The sequence below is a fragment of the Mesorhizobium sp. M0239 genome (assembly GCF_040321815.1).
Taxonomy (GTDB): Bacteria; Pseudomonadota; Alphaproteobacteria; order Rhizobiales; family Rhizobiaceae; genus Mesorhizobium.
The window spans coordinates 42,653-62,244 of the sequence record NZ_JAMYSG010000015.1; the positions used below are offsets into that span (position 1 = coordinate 42,653).

A 19,592-nucleotide genomic window follows, 5' to 3' on the forward strand; every position below is an offset into this window, starting at 1 on the left:
CGCGGACCGCTGTTGCTCTCGAACCGGGCGTCCGGTCGACGATCGGATCAATAGGCGCTGAGGCCGGTGCCCTTGTAGACCTTGTCGAACTCGGCCTTCACCGCCTCGTTCTGATAGGAGGCCACCAGCGTCTTCACCCAGGCCTCGTTCTCGTTGCCGGCCTTCACCGCGATGAAATTGCGGTAGGGATTGTCGGCGATGGGCTCCTGCGCGATGCGGTTTTCCGGCGTCAGGCCGCTTTTCAGCGCCCAGTCGGTGTTGACCACGGCCGCGTCGAGATCCTCGACCGAGCGGCCGACGATGCCGGCGTCGAGTTCCTTGATCACCACCTTCTTGGCATTCTCTGCGATGTCGGCGGTGGTGGCCAGAATGCCGGTGCCGTCTTTCAGCTTGATCACGCCCTCGTTCTGCAGCACGCGCAGCGCCCGGCCTTCGTTGGATGGGTCGTTCGGCACGCCGACGACCGCGCCCTCGGGCAGGTCGGCGACTGCTTTGTACTTCTTCGAGTAGAGGCCGATCGGCCAGACGCCGGTATAGCCGACACGCACGATGTGATAGCCCTGTGTCTTGATCTGGTTGTCGAGATAGGGCTGGTGCTGGAAGGCGTTGGCGTCGATTTCGCCGCGCTCCAGCGCCTCGTTGGGCTGGGTGTAGTCGTTGAACACCACGGTCTCGATGGCGAGGCCCTTTTCGGCGGCTTGCGCGACGACGACGCGCCAGACATCCTCGTCCTCGCCGCTGATGATGCCGACCTTGATCGCCTTCTTGTCCTCGGCGAACGATGCATGCGGTGCCATCAGGCTACCGATCGCTACGGCCGATGCGAACAGCAGAGCCAGGCCGCTGCGCCGGTTGATGGTTGACCCTGAGGAAGATGGCAAAGTGTTTTTGAAGTCGGACATGATTGATCTCTGCAGTTGTGAAGTCATGCGGCCAAGCGGACTGCCTAGCCTTGATCACATCGTCAGGAATTCTATTGATTTAATCAAAGAACGCGTTTCGCCGTTCTCGCCAAAGCCAGGAATATTCTCTCAAAAATTCCAACGAAGAGAGAACAAGACGGCGCTCGGCCGACCGCCGCCGGATCTAAGGCGATCCTGGGCATCTCCGTGGGAAGGTCAGATTCGGAGGCAGGCCAGCGCCACGGTTGGTCTCAAAGCGCGATCCACGCGGTCTTGAGTTCCAGATATTTCTCCAGCGCGTGCAGCGACTTGTCGCGGCCGAAGCCCGACTGCTTGACGCCGCCGAGCGGCACGGTGATGTCGGCGCCGCCATAGGTGTTGACGTGGACGACGCCGGCATTGATGGCGCGCACCATGCGATGCGCGGTGGAGAGGTTGGCGGTCCACACCGCGGAGGCAAGCCCGTAGACGGTCGAATTGGCAAGCCGAACCGCCTCCTCCTCGGTTTCGAAGCGCATGACGCCGAGTACGGGCCCGAACACCTCCTCACGCGCAAGCTGCATGTCTTGCGTGACGTTCTCGAAGATCGTCGGCGCCATGTAGCTGCCGCCGGTCTCGGTCAGGATCCGTTCGCCGCCGGTGACGAGACGGGCACCTTCTTCCGTGGCCCTGGCGACGAAACCGAGGTTCTTGTCCAGCTGTTCGGCGCTCGACACCGCGCCGATGTCGCTGGAGAGATCGAGCGGGTCGCCGACTTTCAGCCGGGTCGTTGCCAAGAGAAGCTCGTCCATGAAACGGTCATAGACCGACGCCTGGACGAGCAGGCGCGAGCCGGCGACGCAGACCTGGCCGGAATTGCGAAAAATGCCGTTGGCCGAGACGCCCGCCGCCTGTTTTAGGTCGGGAGCATCGGCAAAGACGATGTTGGGCGACTTGCCGCCGAGTTCGAGGAAGACGCGTTTCAGGTTGGAGCGAGCGGAATATTCGAGCAGCCGCCGGCCGACCGGGCCGGAACCGGTGAAGGCGATGGCGTCGACATCCATATGCAGGCCGAGCGCCTCGCCGGTAACCGAACCACGGCCGGTGACGACATTGAGCACACCGGCGGGAAGTCCGGCCTCGCTTGCCAGTTCGGCCAGCCGCAGCAGCGTGAGCGAAGCGATTTCCGGGGGCTTGACCACCACGCAATTGCCGGCGGCAAGCGCCGGCGCAATCTTCCAGGCGCCGATCATCAGCGGAAAATTCCACGGCACGATGACGCCGACGACGCCGAGCGGCTCCTTGTGGATCAGTCCCAGAACATTGTCGGCCGTCGGCGCGATCTCGCCATAGACCTTGTCGATGGCCTCGGCGTAGTAGCGGATGGTGCCTGCCGCCGAGAGCGGTTCGGCCTTGTAGGCCATGCCGATCTCGGTGCCATTGTCGCGCACGCCGAGCACGGCGAGCTCGTCGGCATGCTTTTCGACCAGCTCGGCGAATTTCGTCAGCACCTTCTTGCGAAAGGCCGGCGCTGATCGCGACCACGAGCCCTTCTCGAACGCCTTGCGCGCCGACTTGACCGCGCGGTCGATGTCGGCGGCATTGCCATCGGCGATACTGGCAAACGGGCGGCCATCAACCGGCGACGTCACCGGCAGGGTTTCGCCGCTTGTAGCCTCGGTCTGTGCGCCATCGATGAACAGGCCCCGCGCGCCGATCTCCGTCTTGCGCAGCGTGTCGATGGCAACCTGACTGATCATGGATGACGGACTCCAAGGGACACATGCAATGTGGTGGGCGCGCGGAATTCCCAGCCGCGAAACACCGGTTCCCTGCCCTGCACAAGGCTGAGATCGGGGAAGCGTTGGAGCAACAGCCTTACCGCAAGGCACATCTGCTCGCGTGCGAAGAACCGGCCCGAGCAGAAATGATGGCCGAAGCCGAAAGCGGCATGGTTGCCTTCGTCGCGGTTGATGTCGAAGCGGTCGGGATCGGCAAAGCGGCTCTCGTCGCGGCTTGCCGAAGAGACGAGGGCGGCTACCGCGGCGCCGGCGGGGATCGTCACGCCGCCAAGCTCGACCGCCCGCGTCGTCTGCCGCGTCTGCGTGCCGATCGGCGCCACCCAGCGCAAACCTTCATCGACAGCCTTCGGCACAAAGGTCTCGGGATCGGCGAGCACCTGCCGCAATTGTTCGGGGTGGGCCAGCAGGCCGGCGACGATCGAGCCGGCGCCATGTCCGGGCTCCTGCATGCCGCCAAGCAGGATGACCTTGATGCTCGGCATCAGGAAGTCGATTGGCCGCGTCGTGCCCTCCGGCATGCCGTCATGCAGCATATGCGACAGCGCGGAATCATCCGGTGCGTGGACAAGCCTTTCCAGCGTCGGCAGGATGGCGTCGCCGACCTCGGCGCTGATCGCGTCGGCGATCTCCTGCCGCTTCGGGTCGTTCTCGAAATTGATGGCGCCCTGGGCAAGGCCATAGAACCAGCGGCGCAGCGTCGGCATGTCGATGTCGGCAAGGCCGAGCGAGCGCGCCAGGCTGAGCGTCGACACCGGCTCGAAATAGTCGGCCATCAGCTCGGCGGAACCCTGGTTGGCGATCCGATCGAGAAAAGGTTCGGCGATCGACCGCACGAGGTCGCTGGCATAGGCGGCGACTGTGCGCGGCCGGTATTTCGGGTCGACGCCTTGGCGCAGTTGCTTGTGCGTCTCGCCATCGGTGGTCAGGATGGTGGGCTTGCCGAAGGAGCGCTCGACCGGCGACGAGCCGACGACGGCGGAGAAGATGTCGGGCGACTTGGCGACGCTCTCGACATCCTTCCAGCGGGTGACGAACCACAGATTGACCGCCGGCACGAAAGCGACAGGCGCGCTGCGCCTGAGCTCTGCATAGATCGGGTAGGGATCGGCTTCCAATGCCTCGACGGTGATATTTTCGGCAAAGCTCAAATCCGCCACTCCCCTTGGTGTAAGGGGCGGCGTGGCACGCCGCCCCTTTGCTTTTCTCAATCTTTCAACGGCTGGCCGAGGGTTTCGAAGGCTATGGGATCGCGGCTCTTCAGCGCGCTGGCCAGCAGCAGGCCGACGATCGCGGCGATCAGCACCAGCCCCGGCAGGAACACACCGAGAAAACCGCCGGCCCCGGACAGGCTGCCGAAATTGATGACGATCAGGTAGATGATGATGACGAAGGCGATGAAGGTCAGCCCGGGCAGGATGGTGGTCTTCATCGCGTTCTCCTGCGTCGATGGATTGGCGCGGAAGAACATCACCACGGCAAGCGAGGCCACCGCCATCATGACGATGACGCCGAGCGTCGCGACATTGGTCAGCCACGAAAACAGCGCCAGCACCGGATCGAGGCCGAGCACGGCGAAGAGGCCGACGACGACCGCGGCGAGCACGCTCTGGATGATGGAAGCGACATGCGGGCTCTGGTGCACCGCATGCGTCACGCCGACCGTCTGCGGCAACAGTTTTTCGCGGCCCGAGACATAGATATAGCGCGCAACCGCATTGTGGAACGCCAGCACGCCGGCAAACAGGCTCGACACGAACAGGATGCTCATCGCCTGCGACAGCATCGTGCCGGCGTAACGATCCGACAGGCCGAACAGGAAGGTCGTCGGATCCTGCAGCCCTTGCAGCGTCGGCAGCAGCTTGTCGACACCGGCGCCGACCGCCATCAGCCATGCCGTGAGCATGTAGAAGACACCGATCAGCACGACCGAAAAATAGGTGGCGCGCGGAATGGTGACCTTTGGATCGCGGGCTTCCTCGGCATAGATCGTCGTCGCCTCGAAACCGATGAAGGCGGCAAAGCAGAACAGGATTGCGATGGCCGGCGAGCCGCTGACGATCTGGCTCCAGCTGAATGGCGCCGCCGACAGGCCGCTGTCGCCGCCGGTCTTGAGGATGGCGATGTCGAGGACCAGCACCACAAGATATTCGCACAGCACCAGCACCGTCAGGATCTTGGCGGAGAGGTCGACCTGCCGATAGCCGAGCACGGCGACCAGCGCGATGGCGATGAAGCTCCACACCCACCAGGGCAAATTGATGCCCCAGCCGGCGAACAGGCCTGATGTCGCGGCACCGAGCAGGCCCATGACCCCGATCTGCATGGCATTGTAGGACAGGATGGCGATCAGCGCCGTGGCGCCGCCGGCCATGCTGCCGAGGCCGCGCGCGGCATAGGCATAGAAGGCGCCGGCATTGCCGACATGGCGTGACATGGCGACATAGCCGACCGCGAACAAAAGCAGCAGCACCGTCACGATCAGATAGGTGCCGGCAAAGCCGGCGCCATTGCCCATCAGCATGCCGAGCGGCGTGCCGCCGGCGACTGCCGTGAGCGGGGCGGCCGCCGAAATCACCATGAAGGTGATGGCGCCGACGCCAAGACTGTTCTTGCGCAGCCTGTTGGCCGGCGCCTGTTCTGCAACTGCTGTCATTGATCCCTCCTGTTTGCAAACCCTCAGGCTCGCCGGCCGAATGGCCTGTCCCATGCACTCTGGTGGTCGGTTCATTATTTGAACTGTTATTTTGAATATAGACTTGCAAACAATGCTGATGCCTGTCAAGTTAATTCACACGTTAAATGATTGTCCCGAACCGGGAGGCAAATTTGAGTACGGTCGGAAAAGCGATCTCGCTTCTGGAGCTGTTCAGCGTCGACGAGCCCGAGCTCGGCCTGTCCGATCTGGCGCGCCGCTCGGGCTTCGACAAGGCGACGACAAGGCGGCTGCTGGTTGCGCTGGCCGGCCATGGTTTCGTCGAGCAGGATGCGGGCACGCGGCACTATCGCCTCGGCGCCGGCCTGTCGCGGCTGGCTCGCATCCGCGAGGCGCGCTTTCCCTTCCTGCAGACAGCTGTTCCGCTGGTGCGGGATCTGGCGGCATCGACGGCCGAGACCGTGCATTTGTCGGAATTCGGCGTCGACAGGCTGGTCACCGTCCATGTCGAGCATCCGGCATGGGCGAACCGGGTCAACATCGACATCGGTCAGTTGCTGCCCCTGCATTCGACCGCGTCGGGCATCGCCTATCTGGCCTTCGCCCGCGACGAGACCGTCAAGGCGTGCCTGACGGGTTCGCTCGACGCTTTCACGGCCCATACGCTGATCGAGCCGGCCGCCATCTCCAGATCCACGGGCGAGGCGCGCGAGCGCGGCTATTCGATCTGCGACCAGGGCTATGAGGAAGGTGTGATCAGCGTCGCGGCGGCAATCCGCGGGGCGGATGGCTTTGCGCTCGGCACCATCGCGGTAGCGGCGCCAAAGGCCAGAACGACGGCAGCCGCGATCGCCGAACGGGGACTTGCCGTGAGGGAGGCGGCACGGGAGATTTCCATGCGCCTCAACGGCGAAAACCTGCAAATCTTGAGGAGGCAGGCCTGATGCCCTCGGAGACAGCGCCCCGCATCCTGGTCATCGGCACCGGCGACACAAAGGCCGAAGAGCTGCTGTTCATGAAACAGTGCATCGAGGCGTCGGGCGGCAGCGCCGTGATGATGGATGTCAGCGTGCTGGGCGACCCGCCCTACAGCCCGGACCACGACAAGCACGCCGTGGCCCGGGCTGTAGATGTGACGATCGCCGAGATCGTTTCGAGCGGTGATGAAAACACCGCCATGACGCTGATGGCCGGCGGCGCCGTGCAGCTGGTGCGCAAGCTCCATCAAAGTGGCGAGATCGACGCGTTCATTGCCATAGGCGGCTCCATGGGAACCGATCTGGCGCTCGACGTGGCGCTTTGCCTGCCGCTCGGCGTGCCGAAATTCGTCGTCTCGACCATCGCCTATTCGCATCTCATCCCGCCCGAGCGCGTCGCCCCCGACCTGATGATGATCCTCTGGGCGGGCGGACTGTACGGCCTCAACAACATCTGCAGGCTGGTCCTGTCGCAGGCCTGCGGTGCGGTCGTCGGCGCGGCTAAAATCGTACTGGCGTCTCGCGTGTCGGCGCAGGCACCGGGGCCGACCATCGGCATGACCTCGCTCGGCAGCAGCTGCCTGCGCTACATGAAGACGCTGAAGCCGGCCCTGGAACGGCGCGGCTATGACGTTGCCGTCTTCCACACCACCGGAATGGGCGGCCGCGCCTTCGAATCGATCGCCGGCCAAGATCATTTCTGCGCGGTCTTCGACTTCAGCCTGCAGGAAATCACCAATCATCTCGCGGGATCCGTCGTCAGTTCCGGCACCGACCGGCTGGAGAATGCCGGCGCTCGCGGCACTCCGCAGATCGCCGCCCCCGGGGCGGTCGACATGGTCGATCTGCCGACCTGGCAGGATTTGCCGGCTAAATTCTCGACGCGGCCGTTTCATGCCCACAACAGGCTGATCGCTTCGGTCACCGTCGATGCCGACGATCGCCGCCAGGTCGCCAGGACCATCGCCGCCAAGCTCGGTGCCGCGAAAGGCCGCTCCGCCTTCATCCTGCCAACCGGAGGCATCCAGGAATGGGACGTGCAGGGTGAGCCGCTCTATGAACCCGAGGCTCTCGCGGCCTTCGCCGATGAAATGCGTCGGGCTATTCCCGCCGGGGTCGAGTTCCACGAGATCGACGCTCACATCAACAGCGACGACTTCGTCGGCAAGGCGCTCGAGATCTTCGACCGCTGGGTCGAGGAAGGCATCGTCCCGCGCGGCAAGCCGGCCAAGGGAGTGGCAGCGTGAGTGCTGTTCCCGCCCAGGCGCTTGTCCTTGATTTCGGCGGCGTCGTTACGCGGACCCTGTTCGAAACGCATGCTTTGACCGAACAGGCGCTCGGCCTTGCGCCTGGAACGCTGCAATGGCGCGGGCCGTTCGATCCTGACAGCGATCCGCTGTGGCGCGCGATGCAAGCCGACGAGATCAGCGAGCGCGACTACTGGCGCTCCCGCACCAGTGAGGTCGGTCAGCTCATCGGCGAGGACTGGCAGGCGATGGAAACCTTCGTCCGGCGCGCGCGTGGCGCGGAGCCGGAAAAGGTGGTGCGGCCCGAAGCTGACAGCGCCATTCGCACGGTGCATGCGGCCGGCTTTCGACTGGCCATCCTGTCCAATGAACTCGACCTGTTCTACGGGGCCGACTTCCGCCAGCGGCTGCCGTTGCTCGGCTTCTTCGATGTGATCACCGACGCCACCTACACCGGCATCCTCAAGCCCGATCCGCGCGCCTATGCCTTCGTCACCGAGGCGCTCGGCCTGCCGGCCGGCGCCTGCGTCTTCGTCGACGACCAGCGGCGCAATGTCGATGGCGGCTGTGCCGCCGGCATGCGCACGGTTCATTTCGACGTCGCTCACCCGGCCCAATCCTATGCCGAAGCACTCGGCCATTTCGACCTCGTTTCAGCAGCCTGAGATTTTGCGGAGCCCTTTCATGCGCGACATCAATTTCCTCACCGAGACCAACGCCAAGCCGATCTGGCACCCAATGGCGCATCCGGCCGAGATGCGGGCCAACCCGCCAAAGGTGATCATGAAGGGCGAGGGCGTGATGGTCACCGACATCGCCGGCAACACCGTGCTCGATGCCGTCGGCGGCCTGTGGAACGTCAATCTCGGCTACAGCTGCGCCCCGATCAAGAAGGCGATCGCCGACCAGCTTGGCGCGCTGCCCTATTATTCCGGTTTTCGCGGCACCTCGACTGGACCGTCGATCGAACTCGCCTACGAACTCTGCGAATGGTTCGAGCCTGAAGGCATGGTGCGGACCTTCTTCACCTCGGGCGGCTCGGATTCGGTCGAAACGGCACTGCGACTGGCCAGGCAATATTGGAAGATCCGCGGCCAGGCCGACCGCACCAAGTTCCTGGCGCTGAAGAAAGGCTACCACGGCACGCATTTCGGCGGCGCGTCGGTTAACGGCAACGCCAATTTCCGTCGCAACTACGAGCCGCTGCTGCCCGGCGTCTTCCACATTCCCGCACCCTGGACCTTCCGCAATCCATTCGACGAGACCGATCCCGCGCGGTTGGCGAGGCTCTGCGCCAAGGCGCTGGAGGACGAGATCGCCTTCCAGGGCGGCGACACCATCGCCGCTTTCATCATGGAGCCGGTTCTCGGCGCCGGCGGCGTCATCGTTCCGCATGAGAGCTTCATGCCGCTGGTGCGCGAAATCTGCGACCGCCACGAGATCCTGCTGATCGCCGACGAGGTGGTGACGGGCTTCGGCCGCACCGGCGCATGGTCGGGTTCGCGTCTGTCCGGCGTGAAGCCGGACTTCATGACCATCGCCAAGGCGATCACGTCAGGTTATTTCCCGCTCGGCGCGACCTTGATCGGCGGAAAAGTCGCCGATGTCTTCGAGGCCGACAAGACCAGTTTTGGTGCGATCGGCCACGGCTATACCTATTCCGGCCACCCGGTCGGCTGCGCGGCGGGTCTGGCGGCGCTTGCCGAGACCAAACGGCTTCGCCTGAACGAGAACGCGGCGGCACGGGGCGTCGAACTCGCGGCCGCGCTGGAGGGGCTGAAGGCCAGGCATGCGATCGTCGGCGATGTCAGGTACAAGGGCTTGATGGCGGCGCTGGAGTTGGTCTCGGACCGCACGACGAAAAAGCCGGCCGACAAGAAGACCATGGCCGTGGTTTCGGAGGCCGCCTATGAGGCCGGCGTCATGCTGCGCGTGTCGGGCAACGCCATCATCCTGTCGCCGCCGCTCATCATCACCGCCGCCGACGTGACGAAGATCGGTGAGGCGCTGGATGCCGGCCTGTCGAAGGTCTGACGATTAGCTGGACACAACGGAGTTTCGAGACGCAATGAGTCAATCGCAAGAAGCACTGGTTAGCCGGCGTTCCCGCCTGCTTGGCGCGAAATCGCAATTGTTCTATGACGAGCCCGTGCATCTGGTGCGCGGCGAGGGCGTCTGGCTCTACGAAGCCGACGGCCGCAAATATCTGGACGCCTACAACAATGTCGCGCATGTCGGCCACTGCCACCCGCATGTGGTCGAGGCCTTGTGCCGGCAGGCAAGCCTGCTCAACACCCACACACGCTATCTGCACACCGCCATCCTCGATTATGTCGAGCGGCTGACCGCGACCTTCGATGCCAGCCTGTCCACAGCCATCCTGACCTGCACCGGCAGTGAGGCCAACGACATCGCGCTGCGCATGGCGCAGGCCGCCACCGGCCGCATGGGCATCATCGCCACCGACGCCACCTACCATGGCAACACCACGGCGGTTTCGCAGCTCAGCACCCGCATGCCGCCGGTCGGCGACCGCGCCCGCAACGTCAGGCTGGTGCCGGCGCCCGACAGCTATCGCCATCCGGATGCGATGGCCAACGGCAAAGCCTTTGGCGACGCGGTGCGCGAAGCCATCGCCTCGCTGGAAGAGGACGGCATCGGCCTGTCCGGCATCATCCTCTGCCCGCTGCTCGCCAATGAAGGCTTTCCAACGCTACCCAGCGGCTTCTTCGACGATGCCATGCGCGCGGTGCGCGACGCCGGAGGGCTGGTCGTCGCCGACGAGGTGCAGCCCGGTTTCGGCCGAACCGGCAGCCATTTCTGGGGCCACCAGCGCGCCGGCTTCGTTCCCGACATCGTCACCATGGGCAAGCCGATGGGCAACGGCCATCCGGTCGCCGCCGTGGTCACCACTGGGGAGATCCTGGCGACCTTCCGCAACGCTTTCCGTTACTTCAACACCTTTGGCGGCAATCCGGTTTCCTGCGCGGTGGCCAATGCCGTCCTCGACGTCATCGAGCAGGAAGATCTCGTCGCCAACGCACGCGATGTCGGCGCCTATGCGCTCGGTCTGCTGCGCCCGCTGGCCGAGCGCCATGAATGCATCGGCGAGGTCAGGGGCGCCGGCCTGTTCTTCGGCGCCGAACTGGTTCACGACCGCGAGACGCGCGAGCCGGCGCCCGACATTGCCGAGCAGGTCGCCAACCGCATGCGCCACCGCGGCGTGCTGATGGGCAAGACCGGCATCCACGGCAATGTGCTGAAGATCCGCCCGCCAATGCCGTTCTCGCGCGACAATGCCGACGTCCTGATCGGCGTCCTCGACCAGGTGCTGGGTGAAGTCGGCGGAGTGAAGGCGTGAACGCTGTTTCCACGCAATCCGAGCCCGAGACGGCAGCCGATGTCACCGAGCTTGCCAAGCGCGCGCTCGAACATTGGGGCATTCGTGAGGGTGAGCCGGAGCTGCTGAAATTCCGCGAGAACGCGGTGTTTCGCGTCATCTTGCCAACAGGCCAGCCGGCCGCCATGCGCATTCATCGGCTTGGCTATCACACGGACGCCGCCCTGCGCTCGGAACTGCAATGGATGGGCTTTCTGCAATCGGCCGGCATCGCCACACCCTCGCCGGTCGCCACGCCGGCCGGCGATCTGTTCGTGCTTGTCAGCGCCAACGCCTCAGTGCAACCCCGTCAAGTCGATTGCTTGAGCTGGCTGGAAGGCCGCGCCGTCGGCGCGCGAGGCGTGCCGCTGGATTTTACGCCCGAGCAGGCAAGACAGGTCTTTACCGCGATGGGCCGAACCATCGCCCACATGCACAATGTCACGTCTGCCTGGACGCCGCCCGCCGGCTTTGCCCGCCATGCCTGGGATTTCGACGGCTTCTTCGGTGCGAACCCGATTTGGGGCCGTTTCGAGACCTCGCCCTTCCTCGACGGCCCTCGTCGCGAGCTGGTTTTCCAGGCGCGGGGAAAGGCCGTGAAGGCGCTGTCGGAGCATGAACGCAGCACCCGGAACTTCGGCATCATCCACGCCGACCTGGTGCGCGAGAATGTGCTCGTCCATGACGGCGCGATCCGCATCATCGACTTCGACGATTGCGGCCATGGCTGGCACATGTACGACCTTGCCGTCGCGCTGTACCAGAACCGCGAGGAGGCGATCTATCCGCTGATCGAGGCCGCTCTGCTCGACGGCTATCGGCAGGAGCGGGAGCTGACGGCGCGCGACATCGCCGCGCTGCCGCTGTTTTCGGCTCTGCGCGCCTTCGCCTTTCTTGGCTGGGTGCAGAGCCGCGTCGAAGGCGACATCACCAGGGATGTCGGCATGCGCATGTCGGCCATCGCAGCCGATGTGGTGGTTGCCTATCTGCGTGGCGAATAGAGGCTGCCGTGCGGGTTGGCGGCGGAACCGTCAGCCCTTCGCGAAGTGAATGCTGACCGTGCCCGAACTGCCGAAATCGGCGACGATTGTGTCGCCGGGCCGCGCCTCGACCGGGCGCACGAAAGAGCCTGACAGCACCACCTCGCCGGCCGCGATCGACATGCCGTAGCGGGCGAGCCTGTCGGCCAGCCAGGCAATGCCCATCGCCGGATGGTTGAGCACGCCGGCGCCGAGCCCGGTTTCCTCGACCTCGGCATTGCGCGAAACGATGGCGCCGATCCAGCGCATGTCGGCCTCATCAGGCCGCTGCGGCCGGCCGCCGATGACGATGCCGGCATTGGCGGCATTGTCGGAAATCGTGTCGAAGAAGGTGCGTGCCTTCTTCGTCTCGGCATTGATGCGTTCGATGCGCGTGTCGAGGATTTCCAGCGACGGGGTGATGTAGTCGGTGGCGTTGAGCACATCGGAGATGGTCACGCCGGGGCCTTTCAGCGGCGCCTTCATGACGAAGGCGATCTCGGCCTCGACGCGAGGCTGGATGAAGCGGCCGGCCGGCACCGTCGCGCCGTCATTGAAGAACATGTCGTCGAACAGCACGCCCGAATCCGGCGTGTCGATGGCAAGCGCGTACTGCATTGCCTTCGATGTCAGCCCGATCTTCCAGCCCTTCGGCTTCAGCCCGGCATCGATCTTGCGCGTCACCAGCGCCGCTTGCACGCGGTAGGCGTCCTCCATCGTCGCATCGGGAAAATCGAGGCTGAGCAGACGGATCTGGCGGCGCGACCGCTCGGCCTCGAACAGCCGTGCCGCGGCGTCTTCCACTTGCTCCGGGGTCATTGCGCTGCCTCGTCGACGACACCGTTTCTGAGCACGCCGATGCCATCGGCCTCCACCTCGATCACATCGCCGGGCTTCAGCCAGATCGGCGGATCGAAGCGGGCGCCGGCACCCGTCGGCGTGCCGGTGACGATGATATCGCCCGGCACCAGTGTGGTGAAGGTCGAGACATAGGCGATAATCTTGCGAAACGAGAAGATCATCCGGCTGGTGCGGTCCTGCTGGCGCAGCTCGCCATTGACGCGGGTGGTCAGCGCGATGTCGGCGATCTGCGCCTCGTCGGTGAACGGTACCAGCCACGGGCCGATCGAGCCGCTGCGGTCGAAATTCTTGCCTTGCGTGACGTTGAACTTGGCGTGCCGCACCCAGTCGCGGATGGTGCCCTCGTTGCACAGCGACAGCGCCGCGATGTGGCCGAGCGCATCGGCCTCCGCGATGCGGCGCCCGCCCTTGCCGATGACGATGACGATTTCGCCCTCATAGTCGAGTTGCGGTGATTCCGGCGGCCGCACCAGCGGCGCGCCATGGCCGACGAAGGAGCGGGGAAAGCGGATGAACAGCGACGGATTCGCGGGCGCCGCCTGGCCGTCCTTGTACTCCTCGTTGCGGTCGGGATAGTTGACGCCAACGCAGATGATCTTTTCCGGCGATAGGATCGGGATTTCATAGGCGATGGCGTCGAGCGGGAAGTCCGGGGCGAAGGCCTCGGCCTCTTCCGCCAGCCGCCGCAAGGCGCCGGCCTCGATCACTTCGCGCAGCGTCGGCCACTGTCTGTGGCGCGCCGACAGGTTGATGACGCCCTTGCTCGTGATCGCGCCATAGCGCGCCTTGCCGCCGGCGGTGAAGGTGGCGAGCCGTGCGGGGTTCATGCTGCGGCTCCGGCTTTGGTGATGTTGATTGCGGGCAAGGTTGGAGCTCTACGGCGCCCCCCTCTGTCCTGCCGGACATCTCCCCCTCTTGGGGGGAGATTGGATATCGTCTCTGCCTTCGCCAATTTCCAGCGTTGCGAGAAGGGCCCGGGCCGCGAGGCCAGCCAATCTCCCCCCTTGAGGGGGGTGAGGAGTGATCCGCGTAGCGGACGGGAAGCCAATTGCTTGGCTTTCCGGACGACGAACGCCCGAAGCGGCAGCGAAGGGCCGGGTCCGGCAGGACAGAGGGGGGCGCCAAGGAACGCAGACATCTCCAAATCCACTAAGGCGCAATGATCGGCGAAGCCGCCAAATCCGGCTGGCGCACCGCAGCTCCGGCAAATACACTACCCTCCTCGAACCAGCTTTTCGGCGCCGGCGCGCCCCACAGCGTCTGGCGCTGCGGGTCCTTGAGGTCCCATTTGATCGGCTCGAGGTCCGGATCGACCGTCTGGTAGTCCGAACAGTAGATCTCGATGCGGTGGTTGTCCGGGTCTCTGACATAGAGGAAGAAGGCATTGGAAATGCCGTGCCGGCCGGGGCCGCGTTCGATGTTCGGCAAATAGCCCGTCGTTGCCATCAGATCGAGCAGGTCGATGATGTTGAGCGGCGTCGGCACCCAGAAGGCGACGTGGTGCAGGCGCGGGCCGATGCCGTTGGTGAAGGCGATGTCGTGCACGCCGCCCTTGCGGTGCGTCCACGCCGCCCACAGTCTTCCGCTGCTGGCGTCCTCGGTATACTCGGTCACCCGGAAGCCGAGCTCGTTGTAGAAGGCGACGGACTCGTCGACATTGGGCGAGAAGCAGTTGAAGTGGTCGATGCGCAGCGGCTTCACGCCCTTGTACAGCGCGTATTTCTGGTGGATCGGCGGCAGCCGCTCCATCTCAGCGTAGAATTCGAGCGGAATGCCGTGCGGATCGCGGGTGCGGAAGGTTCGCGACTGGTAGGGTCGCTCGACCCATTTCACCGGCAGGCCTTTTCCCTTGAAGAAATGCACCGCTTTGTCGAGATCCTCGTCCGAGAAGACCTTGAAGCCGAGGTCGCGGGCTTCGGCCGTGGCCCCCTTCTTCAGCACGATACAATGGTGCCCGCGCTCCTCCAGCGCCCTGAGATAGATGGTGTCCGAAGTCTCGTCGGTGACCTGGAGGCCGAGCGTATCGACATAGAACGCACGGGATTTGGCGAGGTCGGTGACGGCCAGCTCGACATGGCTGAGGCGCACGATGTTGAAGGCGGGATAGAGATTGGGCTTGGGCAAGGGCATCTGATTTCCTCCGGTCAGCCGCCGAGTTTCTGGATCGCGTGCGCGGTCGTCGCGAAGGCTACGTTCTTCGTCTCCATGTAGAAGTCGAAGGAATGGTCGCCGCCGTCGCGGCCGATGCCGGAATTCTTGACGCCGCCGAACGGTGTCGGCAAATGGCGCACATTCTCGGAATTGACCCAGATCATGCCGGCATCGAGCGCATCGGTGAAGCGAAACGCTCGGGTGACGTCCGAGGTCCAGAGATAGCCGGTCAGGCCGTATTGCGTGTCGTTGGCCAGAGCCAGCGCTTCCGTCTCGTCGGCGAACGGAATGGCGCTCAGCACCGGCCCAAAGATCTCCTCCTGCGCGATGCGCATGCGGTTGGTGACGTTGGTGAACAGGGTCGGGCCGACATAGCAGCCACCGCCCGGCCCATCGACCTTGCCGCCGCCGGCCGCGAGCGTCGCACCCTCCGATTTGCCGATGTCGATATAGGACAAAACCTTCTTTTCATGCACCGGATGGATCAGCGGCCCAACCACCGTTTTCGGATCGAGCGGGTGGCCGACGACGATGCGCCTCGCCCTCTCCGCGATTCTGGCGGTGAAGCTCTCATAGATCGAGGCTTCGACCAGCAGTCGCGACGACGAGGTGCAGCGTTCGCCATTCAGCGAATAGATCATGAATACGGCGGCGTCGGCGGCGCGTTCGAGATCGGCGTCGGCAAAGACGATCACCGGGTTCTTGCCGCCAAGCTCGAAATGCACGCGCTTCAGCGTGTCGGCGCCTTGGCGCATGATCATCGAGCCGGTACGGCTCTCGCCGACGAAGCCGATCGCCTTGATGGCAGGGTGCTCGGTCAGCGCCTTGCCGGCGTCCTCGCCAAAACCGTTGACGAGATTCCACACGCCTTTCGGCAGGCCGGCCTCCTCGGCAATCTCGACCAGCAGGCGGGCGGTCAGCGGCGAAAATTCAGCCGGTTTATGAACCACCGTGCAGCCAGCCGCCAGCGCTGGCGCGATCTTCCAGGTCGACAGCATGAACGGCGTGTTCCACGGCGTGATGATGCCTACCGGGCCGATTGGCACCCGCGTGGTGAGGTTGACCTGGCCCGTGGTCCGCAGCGTCTCGCCGTCGCGCGCTTCGGGCGCACGGTCGGCGAAGAAGCGGAAATTCTCGGCACCCCGCAACGCCGCCTTGGCCATGAACTTCAGCGCCTGGCCGGTATCCATGCATTCGACGAAGGCGATCTCCTCGGCACGCGCCTCGATCGCGTCGGCGATTCTGTGCAGCAGCTTCTTGCGTGCCTCGCCAGGCATGGCGGCCCAGGCCGGGAAAGCCGCCTTCGCCGCCCTGGCGGCGCGGTCGATGTCGGCAGCCCCGCCGCGCGCGACGCTTGCCAGCGGCTTCAGGTCGACCGGCGACAGCGTTTCGAACGTCGTGCCGTCGAGCGCCGGCACCGCCTCGCCGCCGATCTGGTTCAACACGCCATCGCGCTTGAAGCGGGCCAGATAGGCCTCGGCCTTGTTCAGATTGCCTTGCAGGTCGGACATGTCGGGTTCCGTCACTTGCCGCGCAGTCGCGGGTGGATTGCGTTTCTCTTCCAGCTGAGCACCGGGTCGATTTCCCGGATTTCGAGCGACAGGGCGAAATGCGGGGTCTCGAACAGCGTGCCAAGGTATTCGCTCACCGCCGCGAAGACAGCCTCGCCAGTCCGCTTCTTGTCGTCGGCGCTGCGGCCGGTGCCGATGCGAAACGACATGTCGAGAAAGGCGTTTTCCGGCAGCCTGTCGGCCATCGCGTAGGCCTCGGCGCGAAACGCCCGCACCCGCACGGCGCCGGTTTCGAACAGCCCGGTGTCCAGCACTGTGCGCAACACCAGAGCGCACAGTTCGCCCATATCGACCTTGGCATCGAGATTGGCCGAATACTCGATGGAGAAGTGAGGCACGGCGTTTCGTTCCCTAGGTTATTGCCTTGTTGTAGTTAACGCGTTAATTACATGCAGCATGCGCGAAGTCAAGCCTTGCATCGGGCTTGGCGCAACGATACGGGATGGCGGGAACGGGCCCTGGCAGGCGGATTCGGCCGAGGGAGGCCTGTTTCGATCGCAAGCGTGGGAGGCTCTTTTCTTGCTGCCGGAAAATACCCGTCGTTCTCTGCCGATGGCGCTGCTTCATGCCCGCGAAGCGGTGATGGCGCGGTTTCGGCCGATGCTTGCCGCGCATGACGTGACCGAACAGCAATGGCGCGTGCTGCGCGTGCTGAGCGAAGCCGGCCCGGTCGAGGCGACGGAACTCGCCGACCGCGCCTCGGTTTTGCCGCCCAGCCTGACGCGCATCATCAAGGCGCTCGAGGGACGCAAATTCATCACCCGCAACAAGGCCGAAGGCGACGGCCGCCGCGTCGTTCTAACCATTGCGCCCGCGGGTTCCGCCTTGATCGACGCCCTGTCGCCCGAGCGTCGTGTCATTTATGACGACATCGAACAGCGCTTCGGCCACGAAAAGCTCGAGCAGTTGCTCGATTTGCTGGAGACGCTGATCGATGGCGAAAGCTGATCGTTCCGGCTACCGCAGAAGTTTCGACGGTCGCTCGGGTTGACGGACCGCATACCTTGGACAGGCCGAAACACCCGATGGGGGTCAGCTAACCTCGCAACCTCACACCTTCCGGATCGAAGAACGGTATCGGCGCCACGACCGCACGCGTCGGCTGACCACCGATATCAATGTTCAATTCGGTGCCGACAGCCGTGAAGGGCAGCCGCAGATGCGCGGTGGCCAGCACCTTGCCGAGGGAATAGCCGTGGTCGCTGTAGGTGACGATGCCGGCGTCCTCGCCATCGGCCAGAACCTTGGCATCGGTCGCGGCCGGCTTGTCGCCGTCGAGGATCAGTCCGACCCATTGTTCGTCGAGGCCGGTGTCGCGGACCTTGAGAAGCGCCTCGCGGCCGACGAAATCGCCCTTGTCGAACTTGATCCAGCGGTCGAGGCCGACATGGAACGGGGTGCGGCTCTCGTCCATGTCGATGCCGTGCGCCGGGTAGGCCTTTTCCAGGCCCAGCGTGAACATCGCCAGCACGCCATAGGGTTTCAGGCCAAAGTCACGGCCGGTGCGCATCAGCGCGTCCCAGAGCGAGGCCGCCTCGTCGGCCGGCACGAACAATTCGAAGCCGAGTTCGCCGGTCACGCCGGTGCGCGAGATCAGCACCCGCGTGCCGTTGATATGGCCCGACGTGAACGACCAGCGCTTCAGTCCATCCAGATCGGCATCCGCAATCAACGCTTTCAGCAGTTCGCGCGAGCGCGGGCCCTGGATGGTCGGGAAGGCGATGGCCGCCGTGATGTCGGTGACATAGGCCTTGCGGCCCTGGGCGTGATGATGCAGCCAGGGCAGCATCTTCAGGCGGTTGACCGAGCCGGTCACCAGCATGAAGTGCTCCGGGCCCAACCGAAACACGGTGAGGTCGTCCATGATGCCGCCATCGTCGCGACAGACGGTGGAATAGCGCACCTGCCCCGGCTTCATCGCGGCGGCGTCATTGACGATGACATGGTTGACCAGCGCCTCGGCGTCCGGCCCCTTGACGTCCATCTTGCCCATCGTGCTGAGATCCTGCACGCCGACATTTTTGCGGGTGTTCAGGTGCTCGTCGGCAATGTCGGAATAAGTTTTGGCCGAGATGAAATCGCCCCCGACACGACCCATGGTCGCGCCCAGCCCGACGATGCTGCTGTAGAAAGGGGAACGCCGCTCAGCCAAGGAAGTCTCCATCATCCAAGAAAAACGGCAGCGCCAGGCGGCGCTGCCGAAGGTGATTGCGTCAGGATCAGCCGCCGTAGACGTCGAACGAGAAATATTTGTCGTTGATTTCCTTGTATTTTCCGTTGGCGCGCAGCGCGTCGATGGCCGTATTGAGCTTGTCGGCCAGTTCCTTGTTGCCCTTCTGCAGCGCGATGCCGACGCCGGGGCCGTGAATGGCCGGATCGGCCGTCAGAGTGCCGAGCAGCTTGCAACAGGCGCCGTCGGGCTTCTTCAGCCATTCGGTCAAGATGATCGAGCCGTCCATCATCGCGTCGAGGCGGCCATTGGCCATGTCGGTGCGGGCGTCGTCGCCGGTCGGATAGGCCTTGACGGTGGAGCCTGAATATTTCTGCTCGGCGAATTTCTGGTGGATGGTCGCGGTCTGCACGCCGAGCGCCTTGCCTTTCAGGTCGTCCGGCGAGGTGCCTGATATGGTCGAATCCTTCGGTACGGCGATGGCCGGCGGCGTCTGGTAGTATTTGTGGGTGAACTCGACCTTCTCGGCCCGCTCGGGCGTGATGGTGATGTTGATGATGGCGTCGAACTTGCCGGCCTGCAGCGCCGGTATGGAACCATCGAAATCCTGCACGCTGAACTCACACTCGGCCTTCATCTCGGCGCACAGCGCCTTCCCCAAGTCGATGTCGAAGCCACCCAGCGTGCCGTCGGCACTGGCGTAATTGAAGGGCGGATAGGCGCCCTCGGTACCGATCCTGAGTTTTTTGTCCTGGGCGGAGGCGGCGCCCGTGGCAAGGGTGAGGGCGACGGAAGCGGCAAGCACGAAACGACCGGAAAGACGCATGTTTGAGTTCCCCGTTGAAAGCGGGAAGTCTACGGTCTTCCGGGCGTGTGGCGGA

Annotated in this window: 18 protein-coding genes; 7 read left to right on the forward strand and 11 right to left on the reverse strand. The window is 64.4% G+C overall.

Annotated features, from left to right (window positions below; genetic code table 11):
- Positions 1-47: 47 nt before the first annotated feature.
- The 4 genes from NKI99_RS17310 to NKI99_RS17325 all read right to left on the reverse strand — a co-directional run bounded on the left by NKI99_RS17310 (position 48) and on the right by NKI99_RS17325 (position 5,336).
- Entirely contained in the window at positions 48-902 is an 855-nt protein-coding gene (locus tag NKI99_RS17310; RefSeq protein WP_352611508.1) for a MetQ/NlpA family lipoprotein, read from the reverse strand.
- Positions 903-1,153: 251 nt separating this feature from the next.
- The gene (locus tag NKI99_RS17315; RefSeq protein WP_352611509.1) at positions 1,154-2,641 is read right to left on the reverse strand and encodes an aldehyde dehydrogenase; all 1,488 of its coding nucleotides are present in this window, start codon (positions 2,639-2,641) and stop codon (positions 1,154-1,156) included.
- Positions 2,638-3,831 carry a cytochrome P450 gene (locus NKI99_RS17320; protein ID WP_352611510.1) on the reverse strand — a complete coding sequence of 398 codons (1,194 nt, stop codon included), beginning with the start codon at positions 3,829-3,831 and terminating at the stop codon, positions 2,638-2,640. The genes NKI99_RS17315 and NKI99_RS17320 overlap by 4 nt, the downstream gene beginning before the upstream one ends.
- Positions 3,832-3,887: 56 nt before the next feature.
- Entirely contained in the window at positions 3,888-5,336 is a 1,449-nt protein-coding gene (locus NKI99_RS17325) for an APC family permease (RefSeq protein WP_352611511.1), read from the reverse strand.
- A 173-nt stretch (positions 5,337-5,509) separates the two neighbouring features.
- On the opposite strand from NKI99_RS17325, the gene NKI99_RS17330 reads away from it, so the two are divergent.
- The 6 genes from NKI99_RS17330 to NKI99_RS17355 are packed head-to-tail and all read left to right on the forward strand — an operon-like array spanning position 5,510 to position 11,940.
- A complete protein-coding gene (locus NKI99_RS17330; protein WP_352611512.1) occupies positions 5,510-6,280 on the forward strand; it encodes an IclR family transcriptional regulator in 771 nt (256 codons plus the stop codon).
- Entirely contained in the window at positions 6,280-7,560 is a 1,281-nt protein-coding gene (locus tag NKI99_RS17335) for a Tm-1-like ATP-binding domain-containing protein (protein WP_128305119.1), read from the forward strand. The genes NKI99_RS17330 and NKI99_RS17335 overlap by 1 nt, the downstream gene beginning before the upstream one ends.
- Positions 7,557-8,225 carry an HAD family hydrolase gene (locus tag NKI99_RS17340; protein ID WP_352611513.1) on the forward strand — a complete coding sequence of 223 codons (669 nt, stop codon included), beginning with the start codon at positions 7,557-7,559 and terminating at the stop codon, positions 8,223-8,225. Before NKI99_RS17335 ends, NKI99_RS17340 begins: the two co-directional genes overlap by 4 nt.
- A gap of 19 nt (positions 8,226-8,244) precedes the next feature.
- Positions 8,245-9,594 (forward strand): aminotransferase class III-fold pyridoxal phosphate-dependent enzyme, encoded by a 1,350-nt coding sequence (locus NKI99_RS17345; RefSeq protein WP_352611514.1) that lies wholly within the window; start codon positions 8,245-8,247, stop codon positions 9,592-9,594.
- 34 nt (positions 9,595-9,628) lie between these two features.
- Positions 9,629-10,921 carry an aminotransferase class III-fold pyridoxal phosphate-dependent enzyme gene (locus NKI99_RS17350; RefSeq protein WP_352611515.1) on the forward strand — a complete coding sequence of 431 codons (1,293 nt, stop codon included), beginning with the start codon at positions 9,629-9,631 and terminating at the stop codon, positions 10,919-10,921.
- A complete protein-coding gene (locus tag NKI99_RS17355) occupies positions 10,918-11,940 on the forward strand; it encodes a phosphotransferase enzyme family protein (protein ID WP_352611516.1) in 1,023 nt (340 codons plus the stop codon). The genes NKI99_RS17350 and NKI99_RS17355 overlap by 4 nt, the downstream gene beginning before the upstream one ends.
- 30 nt (positions 11,941-11,970) lie before the next feature.
- Here the strand turns inward: NKI99_RS17355 and hpaH are convergent, their stop codons facing one another.
- The 5 genes from hpaH to NKI99_RS17380 form a co-directional block, all read right to left on the reverse strand.
- Positions 11,971-12,777, reverse strand: coding sequence for a 2-oxo-hept-4-ene-1,7-dioate hydratase (gene hpaH / locus NKI99_RS17360; RefSeq protein WP_023810842.1), 807 nt, complete (start codon positions 12,775-12,777; stop codon positions 11,971-11,973).
- Positions 12,774-13,646, reverse strand: coding sequence for a fumarylacetoacetate hydrolase family protein (locus tag NKI99_RS17365; protein WP_352611517.1), 873 nt, complete (start codon positions 13,644-13,646; stop codon positions 12,774-12,776). Before NKI99_RS17365 ends, hpaH begins: the two co-directional genes overlap by 4 nt.
- A 322-nt stretch (positions 13,647-13,968) precedes the next feature.
- A complete protein-coding gene (gene hpaD / locus NKI99_RS17370; RefSeq protein ID WP_023810844.1) occupies positions 13,969-14,949 on the reverse strand; it encodes a 3,4-dihydroxyphenylacetate 2,3-dioxygenase in 981 nt (326 codons plus the stop codon).
- Positions 14,950-14,963: 14 nt separating this feature from the next.
- Positions 14,964-16,481, reverse strand: coding sequence for a 5-carboxymethyl-2-hydroxymuconate semialdehyde dehydrogenase (gene hpaE, locus NKI99_RS17375; RefSeq protein WP_352611518.1), 1,518 nt, complete (start codon positions 16,479-16,481; stop codon positions 14,964-14,966).
- An 11-nt stretch (positions 16,482-16,492) separates the two neighbouring features.
- Positions 16,493-16,879, reverse strand: coding sequence for a 5-carboxymethyl-2-hydroxymuconate Delta-isomerase (locus NKI99_RS17380; RefSeq protein ID WP_023810846.1), 387 nt, complete (start codon positions 16,877-16,879; stop codon positions 16,493-16,495).
- 214 nt (positions 16,880-17,093) lie between these two features.
- Between NKI99_RS17380 and hpaR the strand changes: the two genes are divergently transcribed.
- A complete protein-coding gene (gene hpaR, locus NKI99_RS17385; protein ID WP_127276380.1) occupies positions 17,094-17,489 on the forward strand; it encodes a homoprotocatechuate degradation operon regulator HpaR in 396 nt (131 codons plus the stop codon).
- Between the two features lie 88 nt (positions 17,490-17,577).
- Here the strand turns inward: hpaR and NKI99_RS17390 are convergent, their stop codons facing one another.
- Positions 17,578-18,708: a glycine cleavage T C-terminal barrel domain-containing protein gene (locus NKI99_RS17390; RefSeq protein WP_031213091.1), complete on the reverse strand. Its 1,131-nt coding sequence runs from the start codon at positions 18,706-18,708 to the stop codon at positions 17,578-17,580.
- Positions 18,709-18,760: 52 nt separating this feature from the next.
- Positions 18,761-19,537 (reverse strand): ABC transporter substrate-binding protein, encoded by a 777-nt coding sequence (locus tag NKI99_RS17395; RefSeq protein WP_352611519.1) that lies wholly within the window; start codon positions 19,535-19,537, stop codon positions 18,761-18,763.
- Positions 19,538-19,592 lie beyond the last annotated feature (55 nt).

What these genes read in the sequence shown, in the direction of transcription:
- NKI99_RS17310 (WP_352611508.1), bottom strand. Translation starts at nt 902, where the DNA reads ATGTCCGACTTCAAAAACACTTTGCCATCTTCCTCAGGGTCAACCATC.
- NKI99_RS17315 (WP_352611509.1), bottom strand. Translation starts at nt 2,641, where the DNA reads ATGATCAGTCAGGTTGCCATCGACACGCTGCGCAAGACGGAGATCGGC.
- NKI99_RS17325 (WP_352611511.1), bottom strand. Translation starts at nt 5,336, where the DNA reads ATGACAGCAGTTGCAGAACAGGCGCCGGCCAACAGGCTGCGCAAGAAC.
- NKI99_RS17335 (WP_128305119.1), top strand. Translation starts at nt 6,280, where the DNA reads ATGCCCTCGGAGACAGCGCCCCGCATCCTGGTCATCGGCACCGGCGAC.
- NKI99_RS17345 (WP_352611514.1), top strand. Translation starts at nt 8,245, where the DNA reads ATGCGCGACATCAATTTCCTCACCGAGACCAACGCCAAGCCGATCTGG.
- NKI99_RS17350 (WP_352611515.1), top strand. Translation starts at nt 9,629, where the DNA reads ATGAGTCAATCGCAAGAAGCACTGGTTAGCCGGCGTTCCCGCCTGCTT.
- hpaH (WP_023810842.1), bottom strand. Translation starts at nt 12,777, where the DNA reads ATGACCCCGGAGCAAGTGGAAGACGCCGCGGCACGGCTGTTCGAGGCC.
- NKI99_RS17365 (WP_352611517.1), bottom strand. Translation starts at nt 13,646, where the DNA reads ATGAACCCCGCACGGCTCGCCACCTTCACCGCCGGCGGCAAGGCGCGC.
- hpaD (WP_023810844.1), bottom strand. Translation starts at nt 14,949, where the DNA reads ATGCCCTTGCCCAAGCCCAATCTCTATCCCGCCTTCAACATCGTGCGC.
- hpaE (WP_352611518.1), bottom strand. Translation starts at nt 16,481, where the DNA reads ATGTCCGACCTGCAAGGCAATCTGAACAAGGCCGAGGCCTATCTGGCC.
- hpaR (WP_127276380.1), top strand. Translation starts at nt 17,094, where the DNA reads ATGGCGCTGCTTCATGCCCGCGAAGCGGTGATGGCGCGGTTTCGGCCG.
- NKI99_RS17390 (WP_031213091.1), bottom strand. Translation starts at nt 18,708, where the DNA reads ATGATGGAGACTTCCTTGGCTGAGCGGCGTTCCCCTTTCTACAGCAGC.
- NKI99_RS17395 (WP_352611519.1), bottom strand. Translation starts at nt 19,537, where the DNA reads ATGCGTCTTTCCGGTCGTTTCGTGCTTGCCGCTTCCGTCGCCCTCACC.